The organism is Halostella salina (genome assembly GCF_003675855.1).
Taxonomy (GTDB): Archaea; Halobacteriota; Halobacteria; order Halobacteriales; family Natronoarchaeaceae; genus Halostella; species Halostella salina.
Window position 1 is genome coordinate 478,026 of sequence record NZ_RCIH01000002.1, and the last position, 20,093, is coordinate 498,118.

Genomic DNA, 20,093 nt, shown 5'->3' on the forward strand with positions numbered 1-20,093 from the left:
CCGCCCGGCCACGATCGCGGTACTTTATTCGACGTTTCACAACGGGCAGGATTATGAAGTGGTGGGACGTTCAGATGAGTATGAATATCAGCGCGTTCGTTTCGGATCCTATCTTGGAACTGATCGAATGGCATACCGGAGACGAACTGCCGGGGGTGAGCCGTCCGTGACGGACCAGGTTCCGACGACCTGCGTCCGCTGTGCGGTGGGCTGTGGCCACGTCCAGCAAGCCGTCGACCAGGGGTACGGGCTGGACCTGGTTCGGGGCGACCCTAGCCACCCGGTCAACCGCGGGCTGGCCTGCCAGCGCGGCGTGAGCGAGACGGCCGACCCCGACGGCGAGTGGCTGACGCGGCCGCTCGTCCGGACGAACGGCGAACTGACGGCGACGACGTGGGACGTGGCGCTGTCCGCCGCCGCCGAGGGGATCGCCTCGGCGGCCGAGCGCGACCCCGACTCGGTGGCCGTCCTCGGGAGCGGCCAGCAGACCAACGAGGCCGCCTACGCCCTCGGCAAGCTCGCTCGCGCCGGGATCGGAACCAAACACTACGACGCGAACACGACGCTGTGCATGGCCAGCGCGGTGACGGCGTACTACGACGCGTTCGGGAGCGACGCGCCGCCGCCGACGTACGACGACATCCCCGAGGCCGACACGCACCTCGTCTGGGGCGCTAACCCGGCGGCGGCCCACCCGGTCATGTTCCGCTGGATCGCGGACTCGGCGGCCGACGACGGCAGCGAACTGCTCGTCGTCGACCCGGTCGGGAGCGAGACCGCCGAGGTCGCGGACGAGCACGTCGCCCCGGACCCGGGGACCGACCTCGCGCTCGCCCGCGCCGTGCTGGCGCGGGTGGTCGACACCGACCGCGTCGACGACGCGTTCGTCGAGCGAGCGACGGCGGGGTTCGACGACCTCCGCGCGGCGCTGCCCGACGCCGCCGAGGCGGCCGAGACGGCCGGCGTGTCCGCCGACACCGTCGACCGCCTCGCGGCCGCGCTGGCCGACGATACGCTGCTGTACTGGGGGATGGGCGTCAACCAGTCGACGCAGGGGACCGCGACCGCCGGCGCGCTGGTCGACCTCTGTCTCGCCACCGGCAACCTCGGTCCGGGGACCGGCCCGTTCTCGCTGACCGGGCAGGCCAACTCGATGGGGACCCGCGTCTGCTCCTCGAAGGGGACGTGGCCCGGCCACCGGCCGTTCGACGACCCCGACGCCCGCGAGGCGGTGGCGTCGGCGTGGGACGTGCCCGTCGCGGCGCTCGCGGCCGACACCGGTCCCGGTCCGGTCGGGATCGTCGACGCCATCGGCGACGACGTCGACGTCTGCTGGACCGTCGCGACGAACCCCGCCGCCGGCCTGCCGGACGCGACCCGCGCCCGGGAGCGGCTCGACGACGCGTTCCTCGTCGTGCAGGACGCCTTCCGCTCGGAAACGGTCGAGCACGCCGACGTGGTGCTGCCGGCGGCGACGTGGGGCGAGACCGACGGGACGGTGACGAACATGGAGCGGCGCGTCTCCCGCGTCCGCCCGGCGACGGACACGCCGAGCGGCGTCCGCTCGGACCTGAACATCATCGCGGCGATAGCCGCCCGCGTCGCCCCGGACCTGCTCGGCCGGCCGCCGGTCGACCCCGAAGCGGTGTTCGACGAACTCGCCGACCTCACCGCCGGGACGCCGGCGGACATGTCCGGGATCGGCTACGACCGGCTGGACGCCGCCGGCGCGGTGCGCTGGCCCGCGCCCGACGCCGAGACCGAGGGGGGCTACCGCTACCACGACGACGGCGACTGGTCGTTCCCGACGCCGTCGGGCCGGGCACGGTTCTCGACGGCGACCCACGCCGGCGTTCCCGAACCGCCGGACGACGAGTATCCGCTGACGCTCACCACGGCCCGCGAGGCCGACGCGTACAACACCGGCGTCCGGGCGCGCGGCGACTCGCCCACGGCGCGGCTGAGCCCCGCCACCGCCGCGGCGTTCGAGGGGGCTGTCACGGCGGACGGGGACGATGCCGGCGGCGACCCGCACGCCGACGCCCGCGTGACCGTCGTCTCCCGCCGCGGCTCGGTCGAGGCGGCCGTCGCTGTCGACGACGGGGTGCCCGACGGCGTCGTCTGGCTCCCGATCCACCACCCCGCGGTGAACGACCTGACGCTCCCGGCGACCGACCCGCGGTCGGACGAACCGAACTTCAAGCAGTGTGCGGTGCGGCTGGCGAGGCCGGAGCAGTCGCCCGAGCGCGCCGCGGAGGTGCCGCAGTGACTCTCGCCGGACTCGTCGCCGGCGGCTGTCGCCCGGACGAGGGGGGTGACGACGCGGCCCGCCCGCTCGTATCCGGCGACGGCACGCCGGATCTCCGGCACGTCGCGGAGACGCTCGCCGAGCAGACGGACCGGCTGGTCGTCACCTGCTCGCCCGACCGGCGGGACGCCGTCGCCGACGCGCTGGACGGACTGGACGCTCGAATCGCCCCTGACCCGACACCTGCCGGCGGTCCCGCCGCGACGCTCCGGGCCGGCCTGCGGACCTGCGGCCGCGACCGCGCGGTCGTCGTCGCTCCGGACGTGGCGACGGTGGACGGCCGGGTCGTCGACGCACTGGTCGCCGCGCTCGACGCGAGCGACGCCGACGCCGCGGTTCCGACCGTCGACGGCCGCCAGCGCCCGCTGTGTGCGGCGTACGACGTGGCGGCTGCCGTCGACGCCTGTACGACGGCGCTGCGCTACGGCGAGGGGAGCATCCGGGGCGTCCCGGTGGGATCGCAGGTCGGCCCGCGAGGGGTCGCGTTCCGCGGCGTGTTGACCGCGCTGTCGGTCGTCTCCGTCGACGCGTCGCGGCTCCGTTCGCGGGCGGACTCGGCGGCCGTCCGTCGGAGCGACGCCGCCGGGACGGCCCGCGCGGCCCGTGGCGACCCCGTCGACCACCGGCGTGGGTCGGATTGACGAACCCACCGTTCCCGGCCGGGCCACCCCCGAACAATCGAACGTGCGTTGGCCTAAAACACCATTAAGACGGCTTAACTCCGACCGCACGTCGGCGGGAGCACGATAATTTTGGAGTTGTTCAATGATTACTCTTTTGCACGTCGTTAGAATAAGATCGACTGATATACGGATATGTACGCAAGGAAATCACAGATTAATATGGACGAATGTTCACAACTATTGGCCGGTACGGTCGCGGGGGGCGCTGGCGATGCCGCATAAGAAAGAGGCCTGGAAGGAGGGCTGTTACGGCGACGAGGTGCGGGAGAAGATCCTAGAGTTCGCGGACCGCGGCTGGGAGTCGGTGCCCGAGGACGAGCGCGACGAGTGGTTCTCCCGGTTCAAGTTCTGGGGCCTGTTCCACCAGCGCTCCGGCCAGGAGAGCTACTTCATGATGCGCCTGACCAACTGCGGCGGCGTGCTGGAGCCGGGCCAGCTCCGTGCGATCGGCGAGGTCGCCGACGAGTACGCGACCGGCCCGGCCGAGAACCCCGAGTGGGGGAACGGCTTCGTCGACCTGACGACGCGGCAGTCGGTCCAGCTGCACTGGCTCAAGCTGGAGGACGTGCCCGCGATCTGGGAGCAACTCGAAGCCGTCGGCGTCTCCTCGCGCTCCGCGGGCGGCGACACGATGCGTAACATCTCGGGCTGTCCGGTCGCCGGAAAGGCCGAGGAGTACGTCGAGAGCCGCGACCTGCTGGACGAGATCCAGGCGGAGATCCGCGACGACGACGCGCTGTCGAACATGCCGCGGAAGTTCAACATCAGCGTGACGGGCTGCCGGGTCGGGTGTGCCCAGGACAGCATCAACGACGTGGCGCTAGAGCCCGCCCGGAAGCTGGAGGACGGCGACTAGGTGACGGGGTTCAACGTCCGCGCCGGCGGCGGGCTGGGCGGTCGCGAACCCCGGCCCGCACGGCCGCTCGACATCTTCGTCAGGCCCGAGAACGCCGTCGAACTCGTGCGGTCGTTCGTGGAACTGTACCACGAGGAAGGCAACCGCGAGAACCGCTCGAAGAACCGCGCCCGTTTCTTCGTCGACGAGTGGGGGACCGACGCGATCCGGGAGGAGCTGGTCGAGCGGACCGACTTCGCCCTCGAACGCGCCGGGACGGACCTGCGCGACGAGTACACGTACAACGCCGGCCGCAAGGCCGAGCGCGGCAAGCACGACCACGTCGGCGTCCACGAGCAGGCCGACGGGAACCGCTACGTCGGGCTGAGCGTCCCCGTCGGCCGGCTCACCGCGGCCGAGACCATCGAACTGGCCGACCTCGCCCACGACTACGGCTCCGGCGAAGTGCGCCTCACTCGGCGGCAGAATCCGATCATCGTCGACGTGCCCGAGGCCGACCTTCCGGAGCTGCTCGACGAGCCCCTGCTCGACGACCTGCCGCCCGAGCCGAACGTCTTCGAGCGCGGCGCGGTCGCCTGCACCGGGACGGAGTTCTGCTCGCTCGCGCTGACCGAGACGAAGGCCCGCACCGCCGAGATGCTGCGCTGGCTCCAGACCAACGTCGCGGTGCCCGACGACGTACAGCAGCTGAAGATCCACTTCTCGGGCTGTACCGCCGACTGCGGGCAGGCGATGACGGCCGACATCGGGTTGCAGGGGATGCGCGCCCGCAAGGACGGCGAGATGGTCGAGGCCGTCGACGTCGGCGTCGGCGGCGGGATCGGCGAGGAGCCGTCCTTCATCGAGTGGGTCCGACAGCGCGTGCCCGCCGACGAGGTGCCGGGGCTGATCCGGAATCTGGTGGAGGCGTACGCGGCGCTGCGCACGGAGGGCCAGACGTTCCGCGAGTGGGTCGAGGCGACGGGCCACGAGACGATCATCGAGCTCGCCGAACCGGAGGAGACCGACTACGAGGACCCGTGTCTCACCGACGCCAAGCAGTCGTGGTACCCCTTCGACGACGGCGAGAGCCCCGCGCCGACCGCGCCGGACGGGACGCCGCTGTCGGCCGATGACTGACGCTAGGAGCCGGTGAGCCGTCAGTCCGCGCCGGACCCCCGAACCTCGTCGACGAGGTGGAGCGCGTACGACGGTCGGCTGCCGTCCTCGCCGCGAAGCCCCGGCGTCGGCGGCACCGTCCGCTTGTGGAGCGTGTCGACGTACATCGACGCGACGCGCTCGGCCGTCTCGACGTCGACGCCGACCTCGTCGGCGGCCCGTTCGACGCGCTTGCCCTCGTCGACGAGCCGGCGCAGGAGCGGGTCGACCACGTCGTACCGTGCGCCGATCTCCGACTCGTCGGTCTGGCCCGCCCACAGCCCGGCGGTCGGCTCCTTGCCGATGATCCGCCGGGGGATCCCCAGATGGCTCGCGAGCGTCCGCACCTCCGTCTTGTACAGGTCGCCGATGGGGTAGCAGTCCGCCGCGCCGTCGCCGTATTTCGTGAAGTAGCCCAGCAACAGCTCCGAGCGGTTGGCCGTGCCGACGACGAGCCGCGACCGCGCGTTGGCCGCGTAGTACGCACAGACCATCCGGAGTCTGGCGATGACGTTGCCGATGTCGTCCCTGTCGCCCTCGGGCGCGACTTCGGGGGCGACGAGGTCCTCGAACATGTCGAGCAGGGGCCGGAGCTGTATCTCCCTGAACTCGATGCCGAGCCCCTCCGCGACCGTCCGGGCCTCCGTGGCGTGGGCGCTGTCGACCTTCGTGCAGGGCAGGCCTAGCCCGAGTATCCGGTCGGGGCCGAGCGCGTCGGCCGCCAGCGCCGCCGTCACCGTCGAATCGATCCCGCCGCTCATCGCGACGACGACGCCGCCCGCCCCCGCCTCGGCGACGGTCCCCTGCAGAAACGACCGGACGTTCGAGCGCGCCCGCTCGGCCGCCTCGTCCGTGGTGATCGCGTCGGCGGACGGCCGTCCGTGTCCGTACGTGTCGCTCGTATCCGAATTACTACCTAGCATGAATGGTCCTCGTATCAAATCCGCGTCCCTCGGTCGTTCGAAAGCAGGGAGACGGGAAGGACGGCCGTCGAGGCAGACGTCGCCGTCGCACGATAACCGCCGACGGTAGGGGATCGCGCACAGGTCAACGACGATCAGCCCGCGTCGGCGCAGGTGGCTGGTGTCGACAGGCATGGCTGACATCCCACTGGTGACAGCGTACCGACGACGCCCCTCCCGGGTCAGCGTCCGTCGAACCGGAACCTGCGGTCGTGTAGCCTCGTTTCTCACCTCCGGCATCAGTCTGGATGCTCCGGAGGTATAAGTATTTTTCCTAGAACGTCCTATATTCCACAGGATACCTATTCTATCGTCGCCGAATTCGAGAGATAACACAACATACAGACACAGTACTGGAGTTTAATTGAATGAATGGGGGAACAAGGGTTGCGTTCCGGCGAGAGCGGGCGGCACGCCCGCGTACTCGCCCGGATCGTCACAGGAGACCCGCATCGACGGCCGCCGTCACCCGTCCCGGCTTGGCAGGTCCGTCCCGACCGCTTCGGTCGGTCTCGTCCGTTCGAGCGCGTAGGCGACGGCGTTCTCCAGAGCCATTTCGCCGTCGCTGGCCCCACCGGGACCGCCGTACGCGCCGTCGAAGAGGCCGGCGAAGTCCCGGGCGATGCGCTCGGCACGGCGGCCCGACGCCACCGTCCGCACGTCGTACTCCTCCGCGAGGTCCGTGTGGGGAAACAGCGTCACACCGACCGCGTACGCGCCGTCGTCGGTGTTCTCCGGCGGCGTGACGCGAAGTCGAACGTCGCCGGAGGCGTGGACGTAGTCCACGAACTCCGCGGTCCGCGTCTCGTGTACCGTCCGCTCCCAGGCCGTCGGGATGTCCTCGTCGTCCATCGAGCGTGACAACGTCTCCCCACCTTACGTGCGTAGAGAATCAGTCAATATTCGCAGACGGAACGAGTGTTTCTGGACGAATACCGCAGTTCATGCCGGATGTATCGGACTGCATGTGGTCGAACGTCCAACGACGGCGACGGAAGTTTGTGGTTTGCGCGGTGCGTCCGGTCGCTTCCCGCCCGGCACGCCGGCGTCGGGCCGTCGCCGGTCGGGGGTGGTCACTCGGCGTGGGGGTAGTCGGCGTCGAGCGGGTCGTCGTCATCGCCGTCCGCGAACACGTCGGCGACAACCGGTTCGTCGTCGGGGCTGACGCTTCCGGTCCGGTAGCCGTGGAGGTCGAGCGTGACGTGGTCGAACCCGAGGTCGGCGAGATGGTCGCGGACGGTTTCGACGAACTCGCGGTTCAGCGCGGCGTCGAGTTCGTCGGGCGCGATCTCGATGCGGGCGAGGCCGTCGTGGTCCCGGACGCGGAACTGCGAGAACCCCCACTGCCGGAGGATCGTCTCGGCCTTCTCGACGCGGGTGAGTCGCTCCTCCGTGACCTCCAGTCCGGTCGGGATCCGCGAGGAGAGGCAGGCCATCGACGGCTTGTCCGCGACCGAGAGGTCGTAGCTGTCGGCGATCTCGCGGACCTCCTCCTTCGTGATGTCGTGGGCCAACAGCGGCGAGTAGGCGTCGAGTTCGTCGACCGCCTGCAGGCCGGGCCGGTGCCCCTCGCCGGGATCGCTGGCGTTCGTTCCGTCGCAGACGACCTCGATACCCATGCGCTCGGCGGCGTCGAACATCTCGCCGAGGCGCATCGTCCGGCAGTGGTAACAGCGGTCGCCGTCGTTCTCGACGAACGCCTCGCTGTCGAGTTCGCTGAACTCGACTATCTCGTGACGGATCCCGATCTCCTCGGCGACGCGTTTGGCGTCGTCGAGTTCGGCTGCCGGCAGCGTCTCGCTCTTCGCGGTGCAGGCGACGGCGTCGTCGCCGAGCGCCTCCGCGGCCAGCGTCGCGACGACGCTCGAATCGACGCCGCCGCTGAACGCCACGAGCACGCCGTCCCGTTCCGCGAGGTCCTCACGGACGGCCGCCATCTTCTCCTCGACGGTGGTCATGTCCCGGATGTAGCCGTCGCGCGGGCAAAAGCGCGTTGCACGCGGCGACCGGCGGCGGGTCCCCGCGGTCGACCGACGCACGGAATCCGTCGAATACGGTCGTTCTCCACCGGAAACGGAGGGGTTCCCCGTCTGTTTGACAACGTTTCACACTGGTTCGGTCCCCGGGCGGGAGGTTTTTCCCCTCCCCCTCGCATTGGCGAGGTGATGGAGTTCGAGGCGATCCCCGGCGTCGGCGAGAAGACCGCGGCGTCGCTCGCCGAACTGGACGACGCCGAGCGCGCCCTGCGTGCGGGCGACGTGGCTGCACTCGCCGACGCGCCGGGCATCAGCGAAGGACGGGCCGCCCGCATCGCCCGGGCGGCGATCCGGCTGGAGCACGACGACCCCGGCGGCTTTCTCGCCACCGACCGGGCGAGGGAGGTGTACGACGAGGTGCTCGGACTGCTGCGCGACCGGACGGTCACCGACTACGCGGCCCGGCGGCTGGAGACGTTCTACCCCAGCCCGACGCCCTCCCGGATCGCGGAGGTCCGGGCGTTCGTGGCCGACGCGACCGAGCGCGAGCCATCGCCCGAGGTGACCGACGCGCTCGCCGGCGTCGAGCCGCTCTCGACGCCCGGCGACCTCCGGGTCCGGGACCGGTGTCTGGCCACGAGCGACGCCGAGCGGTACAGCGAGGCCCGCGAGGCGGTCCCCGAACTGAGCGTCGAGGTCGTCGAGGACGCCCGCGACCTGGCCGAACTCGCGCGGGGCTACGCCACCGTCGTCGCGCTGGACGAGGACTTCGCCGGCGTCGACGTGGAGGGCGACGTGCGCGTCGAACCGGACGCCCTGGAGAACCCCGCGGAGGTGGTGCCCGAGCGCGTCCTCGCGTTCTTCGCCACGAACCGCGAGCCGCTGCGGGCCGCCGCCGCGGTCCACCGCGCCGCCGACATGAACGCGCCCTGCGATCTGGACGCGCTGTCGGGCGCGCTCGACCGCCTCGCCGCGGACGGCACCGTCGTCGGCGACGACGAACTCGACCGGCTGACGACCGCTGTCGACGATCTTGACGCCGCGGTCGGCACCGCCGAGAGCGTCGCCAACGACCGCCTCCGCGAGTCGATCCGCGAGCGCGACGTGACCGTCGAGGGGTCGGACCTGCTCTCGCTGGTCGAGCAGGGGGCGGGCGTCGACTCCCTGCTCTCCCGCGAACTGGCCGACGAGTACGCCGCCGCGGTCGAGGCCGCCCGCGACCACGTCGTCGACGCGCTGGACCTCGACCCGGGGGAGGCGGAGGTCGTCCGGCGGGCGTTCCCGGACGAGCCGACGTTTCCGGTCGAGCGCAACGACGAGGCCGTCTCGCGGCTCCGCGACGACCTGACCGCCGCCAAGGAGCGCCGGGCGACCCGCCTGAAGCGCGAGTTGGCCGACGACCTCGCGGACCTGCGCGAGCCGGCCGAGGAACTGGTCCGCGCGGCGCTGGAACTCGACGTGGAACTCGCCGTTGCGCGCTTCGCCGACGACTTCGACTGCACGCTCCCCGAGGTCGTCGACCCGGACGACCCCGACGCGCCCGACGGCTTCGAGATCGAGGGCGGGCGCTCGCCGCTGCTGGACGTCCCACACGACGAGGTCGACCCGGTGGACTACGGCGTCGACGGCGTCGCGCTGCTGTCGGGTGTCAACAGCGGCGGGAAGACCTCGACGCTCGACCTGGTGGCGACGGTCGTCGTCCTCGCGCACATGGGCCTGCCGGTGCCCGCAGACGCGGCGCGGGTCGAGCGCGTCGAGGAGCTACACTACCACGCCAAGACACAGGGCACCCTCGACGCCGGCGCGTTCGAGTCCACCGTCCGGGAGTTCGCGGATCTGGCCACCGGCGGCGAGGGGTCGCTCGTCCTCGTCGACGAACTGGAGAGCATCACCGAACCCGGCGCGAGCGCGAAGATCATCGCCGGCATCCTCGAAGCGCTCCACGAGAACGGCGCGACGGGCGTGTTCGTCTCCCACCTCGCGGGCGAGATCCGGGACGCCGCCGACTTCGCGGTCACCGTCGACGGCATCGAGGCCGAGGGGCTGGAGGACGGCGAACTGCAGGTGAACCGCTCGCCGGTCAAGGACCACCTCGCGCGGTCGACGCCCGAACTCATCGTCGAGAAACTCGCCCGGGAGGCCGGCGACGGCGACGGTCCGGGGAGCGGGGCGGCGGCCGACCACGACGCCGCGTTCTACGGCGGCCTGCTGGAGAAATTCGAGTCGGCGGGGGACTGACCCCGCCGGCCACCAACGTTTACGCCGTCGAGCGTCGTCGTCCGAACGTGCCGTACAGCTACGACTGCCCCGCCCGCGACTGCGAGTACAGCGCGCAGGACAACGAGATGGGCGTCGTCGTGGAGAACGCTCAGCAACACCGGCAGGACAAGCACGGCGAGTCGGCGACGCGGGAGGACGTGGAGGAACGCATCGTCGGGCCGTAGCCCGCCCGGGCCGGATCGTTGACCGCCCCGCGTCCGTCGCCGTTCGCTTCCGGCGAAACGCCCGAACACGGCGGGTATGACGCCCGTCTGCCGAAAGACTAAGTGCCTCGGCGAGCGTGGTGAAAGTGATGGCCGACGACCCCGAGGAGGGGATGTTGTCCTGGGACGAGTCGGTGTTCCGGAACGAGCACGTCTTCGAGATCGACTACGTTCCGGAGACGTTCAAACACCGCGAGAGCCAGGTCGACAGCCTCAAACACTGCCTGCGCCCGGCGGTCAGGGGCTCCCGCCCGCTGAACGCCATGGTCCGGGGGCCGCCCGGCACCGGCAAGACGACCGCCGTCCAGAAGCTGTTCGGCGAGCTGTCGGGCAAGACTGGCGTGAAGACGACGCGCGTGAACTGCCAGGTCAACGCCACCCGCTACTCCGTGTTCTCGCAGCTGTTCGAGGCGATGTTCGACTACGAGCCGCCGTCCAGCGGCATCTCGTTCAAGAAGCTGTTCGGCCAGATCACCGAGAAGCTGGTCGAGGAGGAGGAGGTGCTCGTCGTCGCGCTGGACGACGTGAACTACCTGTTCTACGAGAGCGAGGCCTCCGACACGCTGTACTCGCTGCTGCGCGCCCACGAGGAACACAGCGGCGCGCGCATCGGCGTCATCGTCGTCTCGTCGGACCCCGACCTGGACGTGATCGAGGAGCTCGACGGGCGCGTCCAGAGCGTGTTCCGCCCGGAGGACATCTACTTCCCCGTCTACGGCGAGCGCGAGATAGCGGACATCCTCGCCGAGCGCGTCGACCGCGGGTTCCACGACGGGGCCGTGGCCGCGCCGGTGCTCGACCGCGTCGCCGAACTCACCGCCGAGAGCGGCGACCTGCGCGTCGGGATCGACCTGCTCCGGCGGGCGGGGCTGAACGCCGAGATGCGCGCCAGCCGGACGGTTTCGGTCGACGACGTCGACGAGGCCTACGAGAAGTCGAAGTACGTCCACCTCTCGCGGAGCCTGGAGAACCTGAGCGACAGCGAGGCCGAACTCGTCCGCGTCATCGCCGAAAACGAGGGCGAGCAGGCCGGCGACGTGTACGAGGCGTTCCACGACGAGACGGATCTGGGCTACACCCGCTACTCGGAGATCATCAACAAGCTCGACAACCTCGGGCTGGTCGAGGCCGAGTACACCGACGTGGAGGGACGCGGCCGCTCGCGCTCGCTCGAACTGGCGTACGACCCGCAGGCCGTGATCGACCGGCTCTAGCGGTCCTCCTGCCGGCCGAACACGCTCGCGACCCCGCGCGACAGCACCGCGGCGATGCCGTCGAAGTACCCGGTTCCCCACAGCCCAACCGCGACCGCGCCGACGGCGTTGAACGTCAGGTCGAGCACGATGTCGCGTTGCCCGTACTGTGCGAGCACCGGTTCGCCGCCGACGAGGCTCGCCAGCCCGCCCGAGGCGAACTCCGCGACCTCCCAGACGACGCCGAACGCCAGCACGAACAGCACGATGAAGAGAAAGCGGAACTCGGGCGGGAACTCGACGGCACCGGAGGACTCGTCCAGTGCCTTCACCACGGCGTACCCCACGCCCGCGACGAGCGTCGCGGACAGCGTGTGTGTCACCTGGTCGTACCAGCCGATCCACTCGTAGGGGCCGAGCGCGCCGACCGTGTGGAGGAACGTGGCCGCGGCGATCCACACTGCGAGTCCGCCGCCCACGTCGCGCTCGTAGTGGCGGTCGAGGATGTCGGGAACGAACGACACGAGCAGCGGGAGGCCGGCGTTGACAACCAGCGTCGGGTCGACCGTGACGACGGCGTACGCCGTGACGGCGGCGAGGGTGGCCTGCATCCCCCGGACGACGGCCCACAGGGGCGAGTCAGCCACGCCGAGCGTCTCCCGGACCGTCATTCCAGCCCCTCCTCGTCGCTGGCGACGGCCGCCACCGGGGTGTGCCGCCGGAAGTAGAGTTCGAAGGCGACGCCCGCGACGACGCCGACGGCGGCCGCGAGCACCATGTCCCACATCATGTCGGCCACGTCGGCGAAGTACGCCGTCCCGAGGTAGCGGTCCGCGGCGAACCCGGTGATCGTCCGGAGCCCGGCGACGGCCAGCGTCGTGATCACGACGAAAGCGACGGCGAAGCGGGCGGTCATCTCCACCTCGGTGAACGCGTCGAGTTCGACCGCCACCAGCAGGGCGAGCGCGGCGACCGCGACGTAACCCGCGAACTGCGTGTACGGCTCGGCCCGCCGGACGACGGCCGGCAGCGCCGCCAGTGCGAGCAGTTCCGGCGGCGGCATCGCCGTCCGGGACCGCCGGACGGCCGCCGGGATCAGGGCGACGACGGCCACGGCCACCGCGAACAGCGCCCACAGCGGCGCGTCCGTCGCCGCGCTCTCGACCGCCGTGAGGACGAAGAAGCCGACCAGCAGCCAGGCGATCGCGACGCCGACGCGCCGGTCGCCCACAAGCGACGCTCGTGACGACATGGGGGGCGCTACGACCCCCTGCCGGAAAAATCCCGCTAGGGCGGACGCTCAGGCGGCGTCGTCCACGAGGGCCGCGGCCTCGTCGAACACGGCGTCCGCGCGGCCGGCGTCGCGGGCCTCCGCGGTGATCCGCACCAGCGGCTGCGTACCGCTCGCGCGGACGAGGAACCAGGCGTCCCCGAGGTCGACGCGGACGCCGTCGACCGTCTGCACGTCGTCGTACTCGGCGAGGACGGCCTCGCGGACGCGCTCCATGACGGCGGCCTTCTCGGCCGTCTCCACGCTGTCCCGGCGGATCGGGTACGTCTCGACGGCGTCGACCAGGTCGGCGAGCGGGCCGCGCTCGCTCACGAGTTCGACGAGCTTGCAGGCGGCGAGCGGCCCGTCCGGACAGAGCGTCTCGGCGGGCCAGATCCACGCGCCGCTCTCCTCGCCGCCGAACGCCACGTCCGGGTCGGTCGCCGCCTCCGCCACGAACACGTCGCCGACCCGGGTGCGGGAAAGCGACGCCCCCACGTCGGCGAGCGCGTCGTCGACCGCGAGGCTGGTGTTCAGCGGCGCGGCGACGCGGTCGCCCTCGCCGGCCGCCGCCCGGCCGAACAGCGCGAGCAACACGTCGCCGGCGATGAACTCGCCGTCGCCGGTGACCGCCTGCATGCGGTCCGCGTCGCCGTCGTGGGCGACGCCGAGGTCCGCGTCGGTCCGGTCGACCAGCGCGCACAGCGACCGGCAGTTCGCGGCGGTCGGCTCGCTGGGCCGCCCCGGGAACGACCCGTCCTCCTGTGCGTTCAGCGTCTCCACGTCACAGCCCAGCCGCGAGAGCGCCGCGACGGTGACGCCGCCCATCCCGTTGCCCACGTCGACGACGACGCTGGGAGGATCGTCGACGGAGACGGCCTCTGTGAGCGTCTCGACGTGGCGGTCGAACGCCCCGTCCCACGCCCGCCGGTCGCCGGTCGCGTCCCACCCCGACAGGTCGGGGTCGTCCGCGCGGACGCGCTCCGCGACGGCCTCGCGCTCGCCCTCGTCGAACGCCTGCCCGCTCGGCGACCAGAGCTTGATCCCGTTGTCCGGCGCGGGGTTGTGGCTCGCCGTCACCGAGACGCCGGCGTCGGCGTCCCGCCACGCGACCGAGCGCGCGACGGTCGGCGTTGCCGCGCGCCCGAGGTCGACCACGTCGGTGCCACACTCCCGCAGCCCCGCCGCCAGCGCGTCCGCGAGGAACTCGCCGCTCTCCCGGGGGTCGCGGCCGACGACGACGCGGTCGGCCTCCGCCGCCACCGCGCGGCCCACCGACAGCGCCAGATCCGCCGTCACGTCCTCGCCGACTCGTCCCCGGATGCCGCTCGTCCCGAACATAGCCGAGGTGACAACACCGGGCGGGAAAAGCGGTGCGGGTCGGGCGAGCATTCGGTGGGGCGCAGCGACAGGCCGGACGGACGGCGAGGCCCCGTCGCGGGCCGAGCCGTCGAACCCGGGGGAGGGCAGGCTGTCGGCAGTCACGGGCGATTTCACTTTCACCGAGGCCGGCGGGGGTTCTTGGGGCGGGCGCGAGTGGGTCGCCCATGGACGACAGGATCAGGCGACACGCCGAGATACTGGTCGACCACTGTACCGAGATCACCGCCGATGACAACGTCTTGATCCGCGCGCCGACGCCGGCCGAGGACCTGGTCGTCGCGCTGTACGAGCGGATCGGCGAGGTCGGTGCGCGGCCGTCGCTCTCCTGGAGCAACTCCCGCGCCGGTCGGGCGTACGCCCGGGCGATGGACGCCGAGGACTTCCGGCTCAACGACGCCCGTCTCGCGGCGATGGAGGAGACGGATGTGGTGATCCTGATAGCGGGGTCGACCAACGCGGCCGAGACGAGCGACGTGGCCCCGGAGAAGTCGGCGGCATCGAGTCGGGCGAGTGGCCCGATCCTGCAGGAACGACTCGACAAACGGTGGGTGATCACCCAGCACCCGACGCCGGCCGACGCACAGCAGGCCGAGATGAGCACCGAGGGGTGGGAGCAGTTCGTGTACGACGCCATCAACCGCGACTGGGACGCACAGCGCGAGTTCCAGGCGAACATGGTCGAACTGCTGGACCCCGCCGACGAGGTGCGGATCGTCGCCGGCGATGACACGGACGTGACCCTCTCGGTCGACGGGATGGACGCCGCCAACGACTACGCGAAACAGAACCTTCCGGGCGGCGAGGCGTTCACGTCGCCGGTGCCGGACGGCGTCGACGGCGAGGTGACGTTCGATATGCCGGTGATGCGTAACGGCCGCGAGGTCGAGGGGGCGTCCCTGCGGTTCGAGGACGGCGAGGTCGTCGACCACAGCGCCGGGAAGAACGAGGACGTGCTCACGAGCATCCTCGACACCGACGACGGTGCGCGCCGCGTCGGCGAACTCGGGATCGGCATGAACCGCGGCATCGACGAGTTCTCCTACAACATGCTGTTCGACGAGAAGATGGGCGACACGGTCCACCTCGCGCTCGGCAAGGCCATCGAGGAGTGCGTGCCCGAGGACCGCGAGTTCAACGAGAGCGACACTCACGTCGACATGCTCGTGGACATGAGCGAGGACTCGCGGATCGAGGTCGACGGCGAGGTGGTGCAGCGGAACGGGACGTTCCGGTTCGAGGACGGCTTCGAGAGCGAGTGACTGGCGGCGCGGTCGTCACTCCCGCACGTCTAACCGTCCCTCGGCGGCGGTAGCGGCTTCCCGCCACCAGACGAGTTCGAACTCGATGCTCTGCTTTGCCTCCGTATCCCCCTGTGACCAGTCTGACTCGCCTTCGAGTTTGAACGTCACGGGCTCGGCCGGATCCAGTCGGACCGTACTTCCGCCGAGGTCGAGCGTCACATCCCCACCGCCGTCGAGCTGGTCGGCCAGGTCACGGAGGTAGGTAGCGACCTCCGCCCGCGTCTTCTGCTCTTCGGTTTCGAGTTCCCCCATAGCTTCGAGCCCGACGGCTACGGGAATAAATCCGGGGACCTCGATGCCGCTTGACCGGTCGGCGACCCGGAACGTCCCGTATGACGATTGCAGTCGATCCGTCCGACCCGAGCGACGGCACCGCAGTATTGACCGCTCGGTCGTCGACGATAGCACCCAGGCGGCCGGGCGGACGGCGAGGCCCCGTCACGGGCCGAGCCGTCCAACCCGGGGAAGGGTAGGCGGTCGGCGGTCGAGCATACGGCGGCTTTGCCGCCGTTTCACCGCCGGAGCGGGACGGAGTCCCGCGGAGGCGGCCTTTTTGATCGACATTTTTGCCGGGAGGGGTGCGCCGCAGGCGCACCCGACCGGGAAAAAGGTCGTCGCTATTCGTACCGCAGCGCCTCGATAGGATCGGTCCGCGCGGCCCGCCACGCCGGGTAGAGGCCGGCGGCGATCCCGACGAGGACGCCGACGGCGACGGCGACCGCGAACCACTCGAAGGGGTAGGTCAGCGGCAGGTCCGCGTACTCGGTGACGGCCCAGCCGCCGGCCGCGCCGAGCAGGACGCCGCCGACAGCGCCCATGACGCCGAGGATGACCGCCTCGGTCAGGAACAGCGTCAGCACGTCGCGGTTCTGCGCGCCGACGGCCTTCATGATCCCGATTTCGCGGGTGCGCTCGGTGACGCTGACGAGCATGATGTTGGCGATGCCGATCGCGCCGACGATCAGCGAGATGACGGCGATGCCGGTGACGAAGCTGGTGAGCTGGTCCAGCACGGTCCGGAGCTGGTCGAGCAGTTCCTCGCTGGTCTGGAGCGTGAGTTCGAGGTCCTCGCCGAGGAACTCGCTGGCGTCCGAGGCGTTGCTCTCCAGATAGGTGCGGGTCCCCTCGCGGGCCTCGTCGACGCTGTCGACGCCTGTGGCCCGGACGGCGATGGAGTAGTACCGGACCGCATCGTCGCCCGACAGCGAGGTGTAGTACGGGTCCGCGGGGAGGTAGACGCGCGGCTCGTTGCCGAAGCCCTCGAACGGGCTCTGCCCCTCGGAGGTCGCGAGCACCCCGACGACCGTCGCGTTCTGCCGGCCCAGCCCCGGCACGGTGACGCCGATCTCGTCGCCGACCGAGACGTTGCGGTCGAACCGCTCGGCCATCGCGGGGTTGATGACGACCTCGCGCTCGCCCTCGGTGAAGCGTTCGCCCTCGCCGATGTCCGCCGGGTCCAGATACGCCGCGCCGGTGGCGTACACGCCCTGTCTGAGCGGGACCGTCTCGTTGCCGTGGGCGACCGACTCGGTGGGCACCGGCGACCACGGGAACGCGGCCTCGACGCCGTCGACCTCGTTCAGGCGCTCCACGTCCCGCGGGGTAAAGACGAGTTCCGCGCCCTGGCCGGGACCGCCCTCCTGATCCGGTGGGCTGGCCCAGACGTAGACGGTGCTCGCATCCTCCGCGCCGACCTCGCCGAGGATCCCCGCGGAGAGCGAGACGCCGAGCGTGACGAACGTGATGACGGCGGCGACGCCGATGACGACGCCGAGCGTCGTCAGCGCCGACCGGAGCTTGTGGCCGCGGATCGACCGCCAGGCGAGGCGGAGGCTCTCCCGGAGCCTCATCCCGCCACCTCGGCGTCGTCGACCGTTTCGACCCGTTCGATGCGGCCGTCGAGGAGGTGGACGATCCGCTCGGCGCGCTCGGCGATGTGGCGCTCGTGGGTGACGACCAGCAGGGTGTTGCCTTCCGCGTGGACCTCGTCCAGCAGGTCCATGATCGTCGCGCCGGTGTCCGTGTCGAGGTTCCCGGTCGGCTCGTCGGCGAGCACGAGCGTCGGCTCCGTGACGAGCGCGCGGGCGATGGCGACGCGCTGGCGCTGGCCGCCGGAGAGTTCGTTCGGCCGGTGGTCGCCCCGATCGCCGAGGCCGACCCGCTCCAGTATCGCCGCGGCCCGGCGCTCGCGCTCGGCGGCGGGGACGCCCTGGAAGATCAGCGGCATGGCGACGTTCTCCCGGGCGGTGAGCCGCGGCATGAGGTTGAACGTCTGGAACACGAAGCCGATCTCGTCGCCGCGCAGCGCGGTGCGCTCGCGGTCGGAGAGCGCGGTCACGTCGGTCCCGTCGACGCCGACGACGCCGTCGGTCGGCGTGTCGAGACAGCCGACGAGGTTCATCAGCGTGCTCTTGCCCGAGCCGCTCGGGCCCATGACGGCGGTGTAGGAGCCGCGGGGCAGCTCCAGGTCGACGCCGTCGAGCGCGTGGACCGGCTCGCCGATGCGGTACGTCTTGCGCACGCCCGAAAGGGAGATGGCGGGGTCGGCTGCCGTGACGGCGGGGTCGTCGGCCATGCACGCGCTAGGGCCGGATCGGGCAAAAGGGTGACCCGGTTGCGGCGCGGTGTCGGTTCCCCGCACCGCCGCCGTCGCCGGGGCTTTTTCTCCCTGCGGCGCGGGGTCGTCGGTATGAAGCAACGCGGCGGGTCGACGGCGGCGAAGCGCAGGGCGGGCGAGCGGGCGGCCGAGGTGGTCGCGGACGGCATGGTCGTCGGGCTGGGCACCGGGAGCACGGCCGCACACGCGATCCGGGCCATCGGCGAGGCGGTCGACGCCGGGCTGGACGTTCGGGGCGTCCCGACCTCGTTTCAGTCGCGCCAGCTCGCCATCGACGCCGGCATCCCGCTGGTCGGGCTGGACGAGGTCGAGACGGTCGACCTCGCCATCGACGGCGCGGACCAGTTCGCCGGCGGGGATCTGGTGAAAGGCGGCGGCGCGGCTCACGCCCGCGAGAAGGTGGTCGACGCGACGGCCGACCGGTTCGTGGTCGTCGCCGACCCGTCGAAGGCGGCGGAGCGGCTCGACCACCCCGTCCCCGTGGAGGTGCTGCCGGACGCGCGCTCGCTCGTCGCCGAGCGCGTGGACGAGTTCGGCGGCGACCCGACGCTCCGGGCGGCCGAGGGGAAGGACGGCCCGGTCGTCACCGACAACGGCAACCTCGTGCTGGACTGTGCGTTCGGCGCGATCGACGACCCCGGCGGACTAGCCGGACGGCTGTCGGCGGTACCGGGCGTCGTCGCGCACGGGCTGTTCGTCGGGATGGCGGACGAGATACTCGTCGGTCACGGTGACGGCGTCGACGCAAAAAATCCCTGAACGGTGGAACCGGTCAGGTTCGAAGCGGAAGGCCTGCTTACAGGTCGCGCGGCTGGACCGTCTTCCGGTCGTTGGCCTCGGCTCGCTCGGCGGCGTCGGCGAGGAGCTCGTCGACCTCCTCGTCGAGGGCCTCGTAGAAGTCGGAGGCAACGTTCTTGTCGTCGAGCGCTTCCTTGACGGCTGCTTTGACAATGAGGTCTGCCATACGAACGGGAGTTGCCCGGCACCCTTTATAAGGTTTCTCAAATCGCCCGGGAAGCGGGCCTGAGTCGGGCGTACAGCGTGGGATCGGTTCGCAGACCCGGCGGAGTGTGTCGCGCCGGGGGAGCGACAGGCAGGAGTGGATCGGGCGCTGACGGGGGGTATGCGCGACATACTGGAGGCCGTCGCGGCCGGCGACCTGACGCCGGCACAGGCCGAGGCCGAACTGCGGGGCTACGCGACCGGCGAGGCGGGGCGGTTCGACGCCGCCCGCGAACAGCGAAGCGGCGTGCCCGAGGCGGTGTACGGCGAGGGGAAGACGCCCGACGAGGTGGCCGAACTCGTCGCCACCGCCGTCGAGACGACGGGACGGGGGATCGCGACCCGCGTCGACGACGCCGCGGTGGCGGCGGTCCGCGAGCGGGTCGCGGACGAACATCTCGATGCGACCGTCGACCACCGCGAGCGCTCGCGGGTGCTGATCGTCCGCGCCGACGACTTCGAGCCGCCGGACCTCGATGCGACCGTGGGGGTCGTGACGGGCGGCACCGCCGACGCCGGGCCGGCAGGGGAAGCCGAAGCCATCGCCGCGGCGATGGGTGCGACCGTCGAACGGGTCCACGACGTGGGCGTCGCCAGCATCGTCCGCCTGCTCGACCAGGTCGACGACCTCCGGGACCTGGACGTGCTGGTCGTCGCGGCCGGCCGCGAGGGCGCGCTGCCGACCGTCGTCGCCGGGCTGGTCGACACCCCCGTGATCGGGCTGCCGGTCGCCAGCGGCTACGGCCACGGCGGCGACGGCGAAGCGGCGCTCTCCGGACTGCTCCAGTCCTGTACCGTCCTGTCCACGGTCAACGTCGACGCCGGCTTCGTCGCGGGGGCACAGGCCGGTCTCGTCGCCCGTGCCGTCGACGGGTCTAACTAAATCGGAAAATAACACCGCTGTCTCTCCGAGTAATACTCC

The 20,093-nt window shown here is 71.1% G+C and carries 18 protein-coding genes and 1 pseudogene; 9 read left to right on the forward strand and 10 right to left on the reverse strand.

The features are described from left to right. Window positions 1–166 precede the first annotated feature (166 nt). The 3 genes and pseudogenes from nasA (at window position 167) to D8896_RS05720 (ending at window position 4,966) form a co-directional block, all read left to right on the forward strand. Complete coding sequence (gene nasA, locus D8896_RS05710) at window positions 167–2,269, forward strand: assimilatory nitrate reductase NasA (protein WP_121821121.1); 2,103 nt, start codon at window positions 167–169, stop codon at window positions 2,267–2,269. Beyond that, window positions 2,266–2,949, forward strand: coding sequence for a nucleotidyltransferase family protein (locus D8896_RS05715; RefSeq protein ID WP_162991477.1), 684 nt, complete (start codon window positions 2,266–2,268; stop codon window positions 2,947–2,949). Before nasA ends, D8896_RS05715 begins: the two co-directional genes overlap by 4 nt. Before the next feature lie 253 nt (window positions 2,950–3,202). Next, window positions 3,203–4,966 (forward strand): annotated as a pseudogene (locus D8896_RS05720) (nitrite/sulfite reductase). 20 nt (window positions 4,967–4,986) lie between these two features. Here the strand turns inward: D8896_RS05720 and D8896_RS05725 are convergent. From D8896_RS05725 to larE, 3 genes are all read right to left on the reverse strand, one after another. After that, the gene (locus tag D8896_RS05725; RefSeq protein WP_121821122.1) at window positions 4,987–5,907 is read right to left on the reverse strand and encodes an NAD+ synthase; all 921 of its coding nucleotides are present in this window, start codon (window positions 5,905–5,907) and stop codon (window positions 4,987–4,989) included. A gap of 504 nt (window positions 5,908–6,411) precedes the next feature. Then, window positions 6,412–6,810 (reverse strand): hypothetical protein, encoded by a 399-nt coding sequence (locus D8896_RS05730; protein WP_162991478.1) that lies wholly within the window; start codon window positions 6,808–6,810, stop codon window positions 6,412–6,414. 209 nt (window positions 6,811–7,019) lie between these two features. Then, a complete protein-coding gene (larE, locus tag D8896_RS05735; protein WP_121821124.1) occupies window positions 7,020–7,904 on the reverse strand; it encodes an ATP-dependent sacrificial sulfur transferase LarE in 885 nt (294 codons plus the stop codon). A gap of 207 nt (window positions 7,905–8,111) precedes the next feature. Here larE and D8896_RS05740 point away from each other — a divergent pair, with 207 nt between their 5' ends. The 3 genes from D8896_RS05740 (at window position 8,112) to D8896_RS05750 (ending at window position 11,619) form a co-directional block, all read left to right on the forward strand. Next, window positions 8,112–10,160, forward strand: coding sequence for a MutS-related protein (locus D8896_RS05740; protein ID WP_121821125.1), 2,049 nt, complete (start codon window positions 8,112–8,114; stop codon window positions 10,158–10,160). Between the two features lie 47 nt (window positions 10,161–10,207). Beyond that, the gene (locus tag D8896_RS05745) at window positions 10,208–10,366 is read left to right on the forward strand and encodes a DUF1059 domain-containing protein (protein WP_121821126.1); all 159 of its coding nucleotides are present in this window, start codon (window positions 10,208–10,210) and stop codon (window positions 10,364–10,366) included. Window positions 10,367–10,494: 128 nt separating this feature from the next. Then, window positions 10,495–11,619, forward strand: coding sequence for an ORC1-type DNA replication protein (locus D8896_RS05750; RefSeq protein ID WP_121821127.1), 1,125 nt, complete (start codon window positions 10,495–10,497; stop codon window positions 11,617–11,619). On the opposite strand, the gene D8896_RS05755 is transcribed toward D8896_RS05750, so the two are convergent. Genes D8896_RS05755 through glmM form a run of 3 tightly spaced genes read right to left on the reverse strand, consistent with a single transcriptional unit; the run spans window position 11,616 to window position 14,209 of the window. Then, window positions 11,616–12,269, reverse strand: a complete 654-nt coding sequence (locus D8896_RS05755; protein WP_121821128.1) for a hypothetical protein — start codon at window positions 12,267–12,269, stop codon at window positions 11,616–11,618. The genes D8896_RS05750 and D8896_RS05755 overlap by 4 nt on opposite strands. Beyond that, window positions 12,266–12,850 carry a hypothetical protein gene (locus D8896_RS05760; protein ID WP_121821129.1) on the reverse strand — a complete coding sequence of 195 codons (585 nt, stop codon included), beginning with the start codon at window positions 12,848–12,850 and terminating at the stop codon, window positions 12,266–12,268. The genes D8896_RS05755 and D8896_RS05760 overlap by 4 nt, the downstream gene beginning before the upstream one ends. Window positions 12,851–12,898: 48 nt before the next feature. Next, entirely contained in the window at window positions 12,899–14,209 is a 1,311-nt protein-coding gene (glmM, locus tag D8896_RS05765) for a phosphoglucosamine mutase (protein WP_121821130.1), read from the reverse strand. 206 nt (window positions 14,210–14,415) lie between these two features. Between glmM and D8896_RS05770 the strand changes: the two genes are divergently transcribed. Further along, entirely contained in the window at window positions 14,416–15,510 is a 1,095-nt protein-coding gene (locus D8896_RS05770) for an aminopeptidase (protein WP_121821131.1), read from the forward strand. A gap of 15 nt (window positions 15,511–15,525) precedes the next feature. Here D8896_RS05770 and D8896_RS05775 read toward each other — a convergent pair whose 3' ends face one another. The 3 genes from D8896_RS05775 to D8896_RS05785 form a co-directional block, all read right to left on the reverse strand. Further along, window positions 15,526–15,804, reverse strand: a complete 279-nt coding sequence (locus D8896_RS05775; protein ID WP_121821132.1) for an amphi-Trp domain-containing protein — start codon at window positions 15,802–15,804, stop codon at window positions 15,526–15,528. A 365-nt stretch (window positions 15,805–16,169) separates the two neighbouring features. Then, window positions 16,170–17,402, reverse strand: coding sequence for an ABC transporter permease (locus tag D8896_RS05780; protein ID WP_121821133.1), 1,233 nt, complete (start codon window positions 17,400–17,402; stop codon window positions 16,170–16,172). Then, entirely contained in the window at window positions 17,399–18,127 is a 729-nt protein-coding gene (locus D8896_RS05785) for an ABC transporter ATP-binding protein (RefSeq protein ID WP_121821134.1), read from the reverse strand. Before D8896_RS05785 ends, D8896_RS05780 begins: the two co-directional genes overlap by 4 nt. A 114-nt stretch (window positions 18,128–18,241) precedes the next feature. Here D8896_RS05785 and rpiA point away from each other — a divergent pair, with 114 nt between their 5' ends. Then, window positions 18,242–18,928: a ribose-5-phosphate isomerase RpiA gene (rpiA, locus tag D8896_RS05790; RefSeq protein ID WP_121821135.1), complete on the forward strand. Its 687-nt coding sequence runs from the start codon at window positions 18,242–18,244 to the stop codon at window positions 18,926–18,928. A 37-nt stretch (window positions 18,929–18,965) separates the two neighbouring features. Here rpiA and D8896_RS05795 read toward each other — a convergent pair whose 3' ends face one another. Then, a complete protein-coding gene (locus D8896_RS05795; RefSeq protein ID WP_121821136.1) occupies window positions 18,966–19,133 on the reverse strand; it encodes a DUF1931 family protein in 168 nt (55 codons plus the stop codon). 159 nt (window positions 19,134–19,292) lie between these two features. On the opposite strand from D8896_RS05795, the gene larB reads away from it, so the two are divergent. Beyond that, window positions 19,293–20,054: a nickel pincer cofactor biosynthesis protein LarB gene (larB, locus tag D8896_RS05800; RefSeq protein WP_121821137.1), complete on the forward strand. Its 762-nt coding sequence runs from the start codon at window positions 19,293–19,295 to the stop codon at window positions 20,052–20,054. Window positions 20,055–20,093 lie beyond the last annotated feature (39 nt).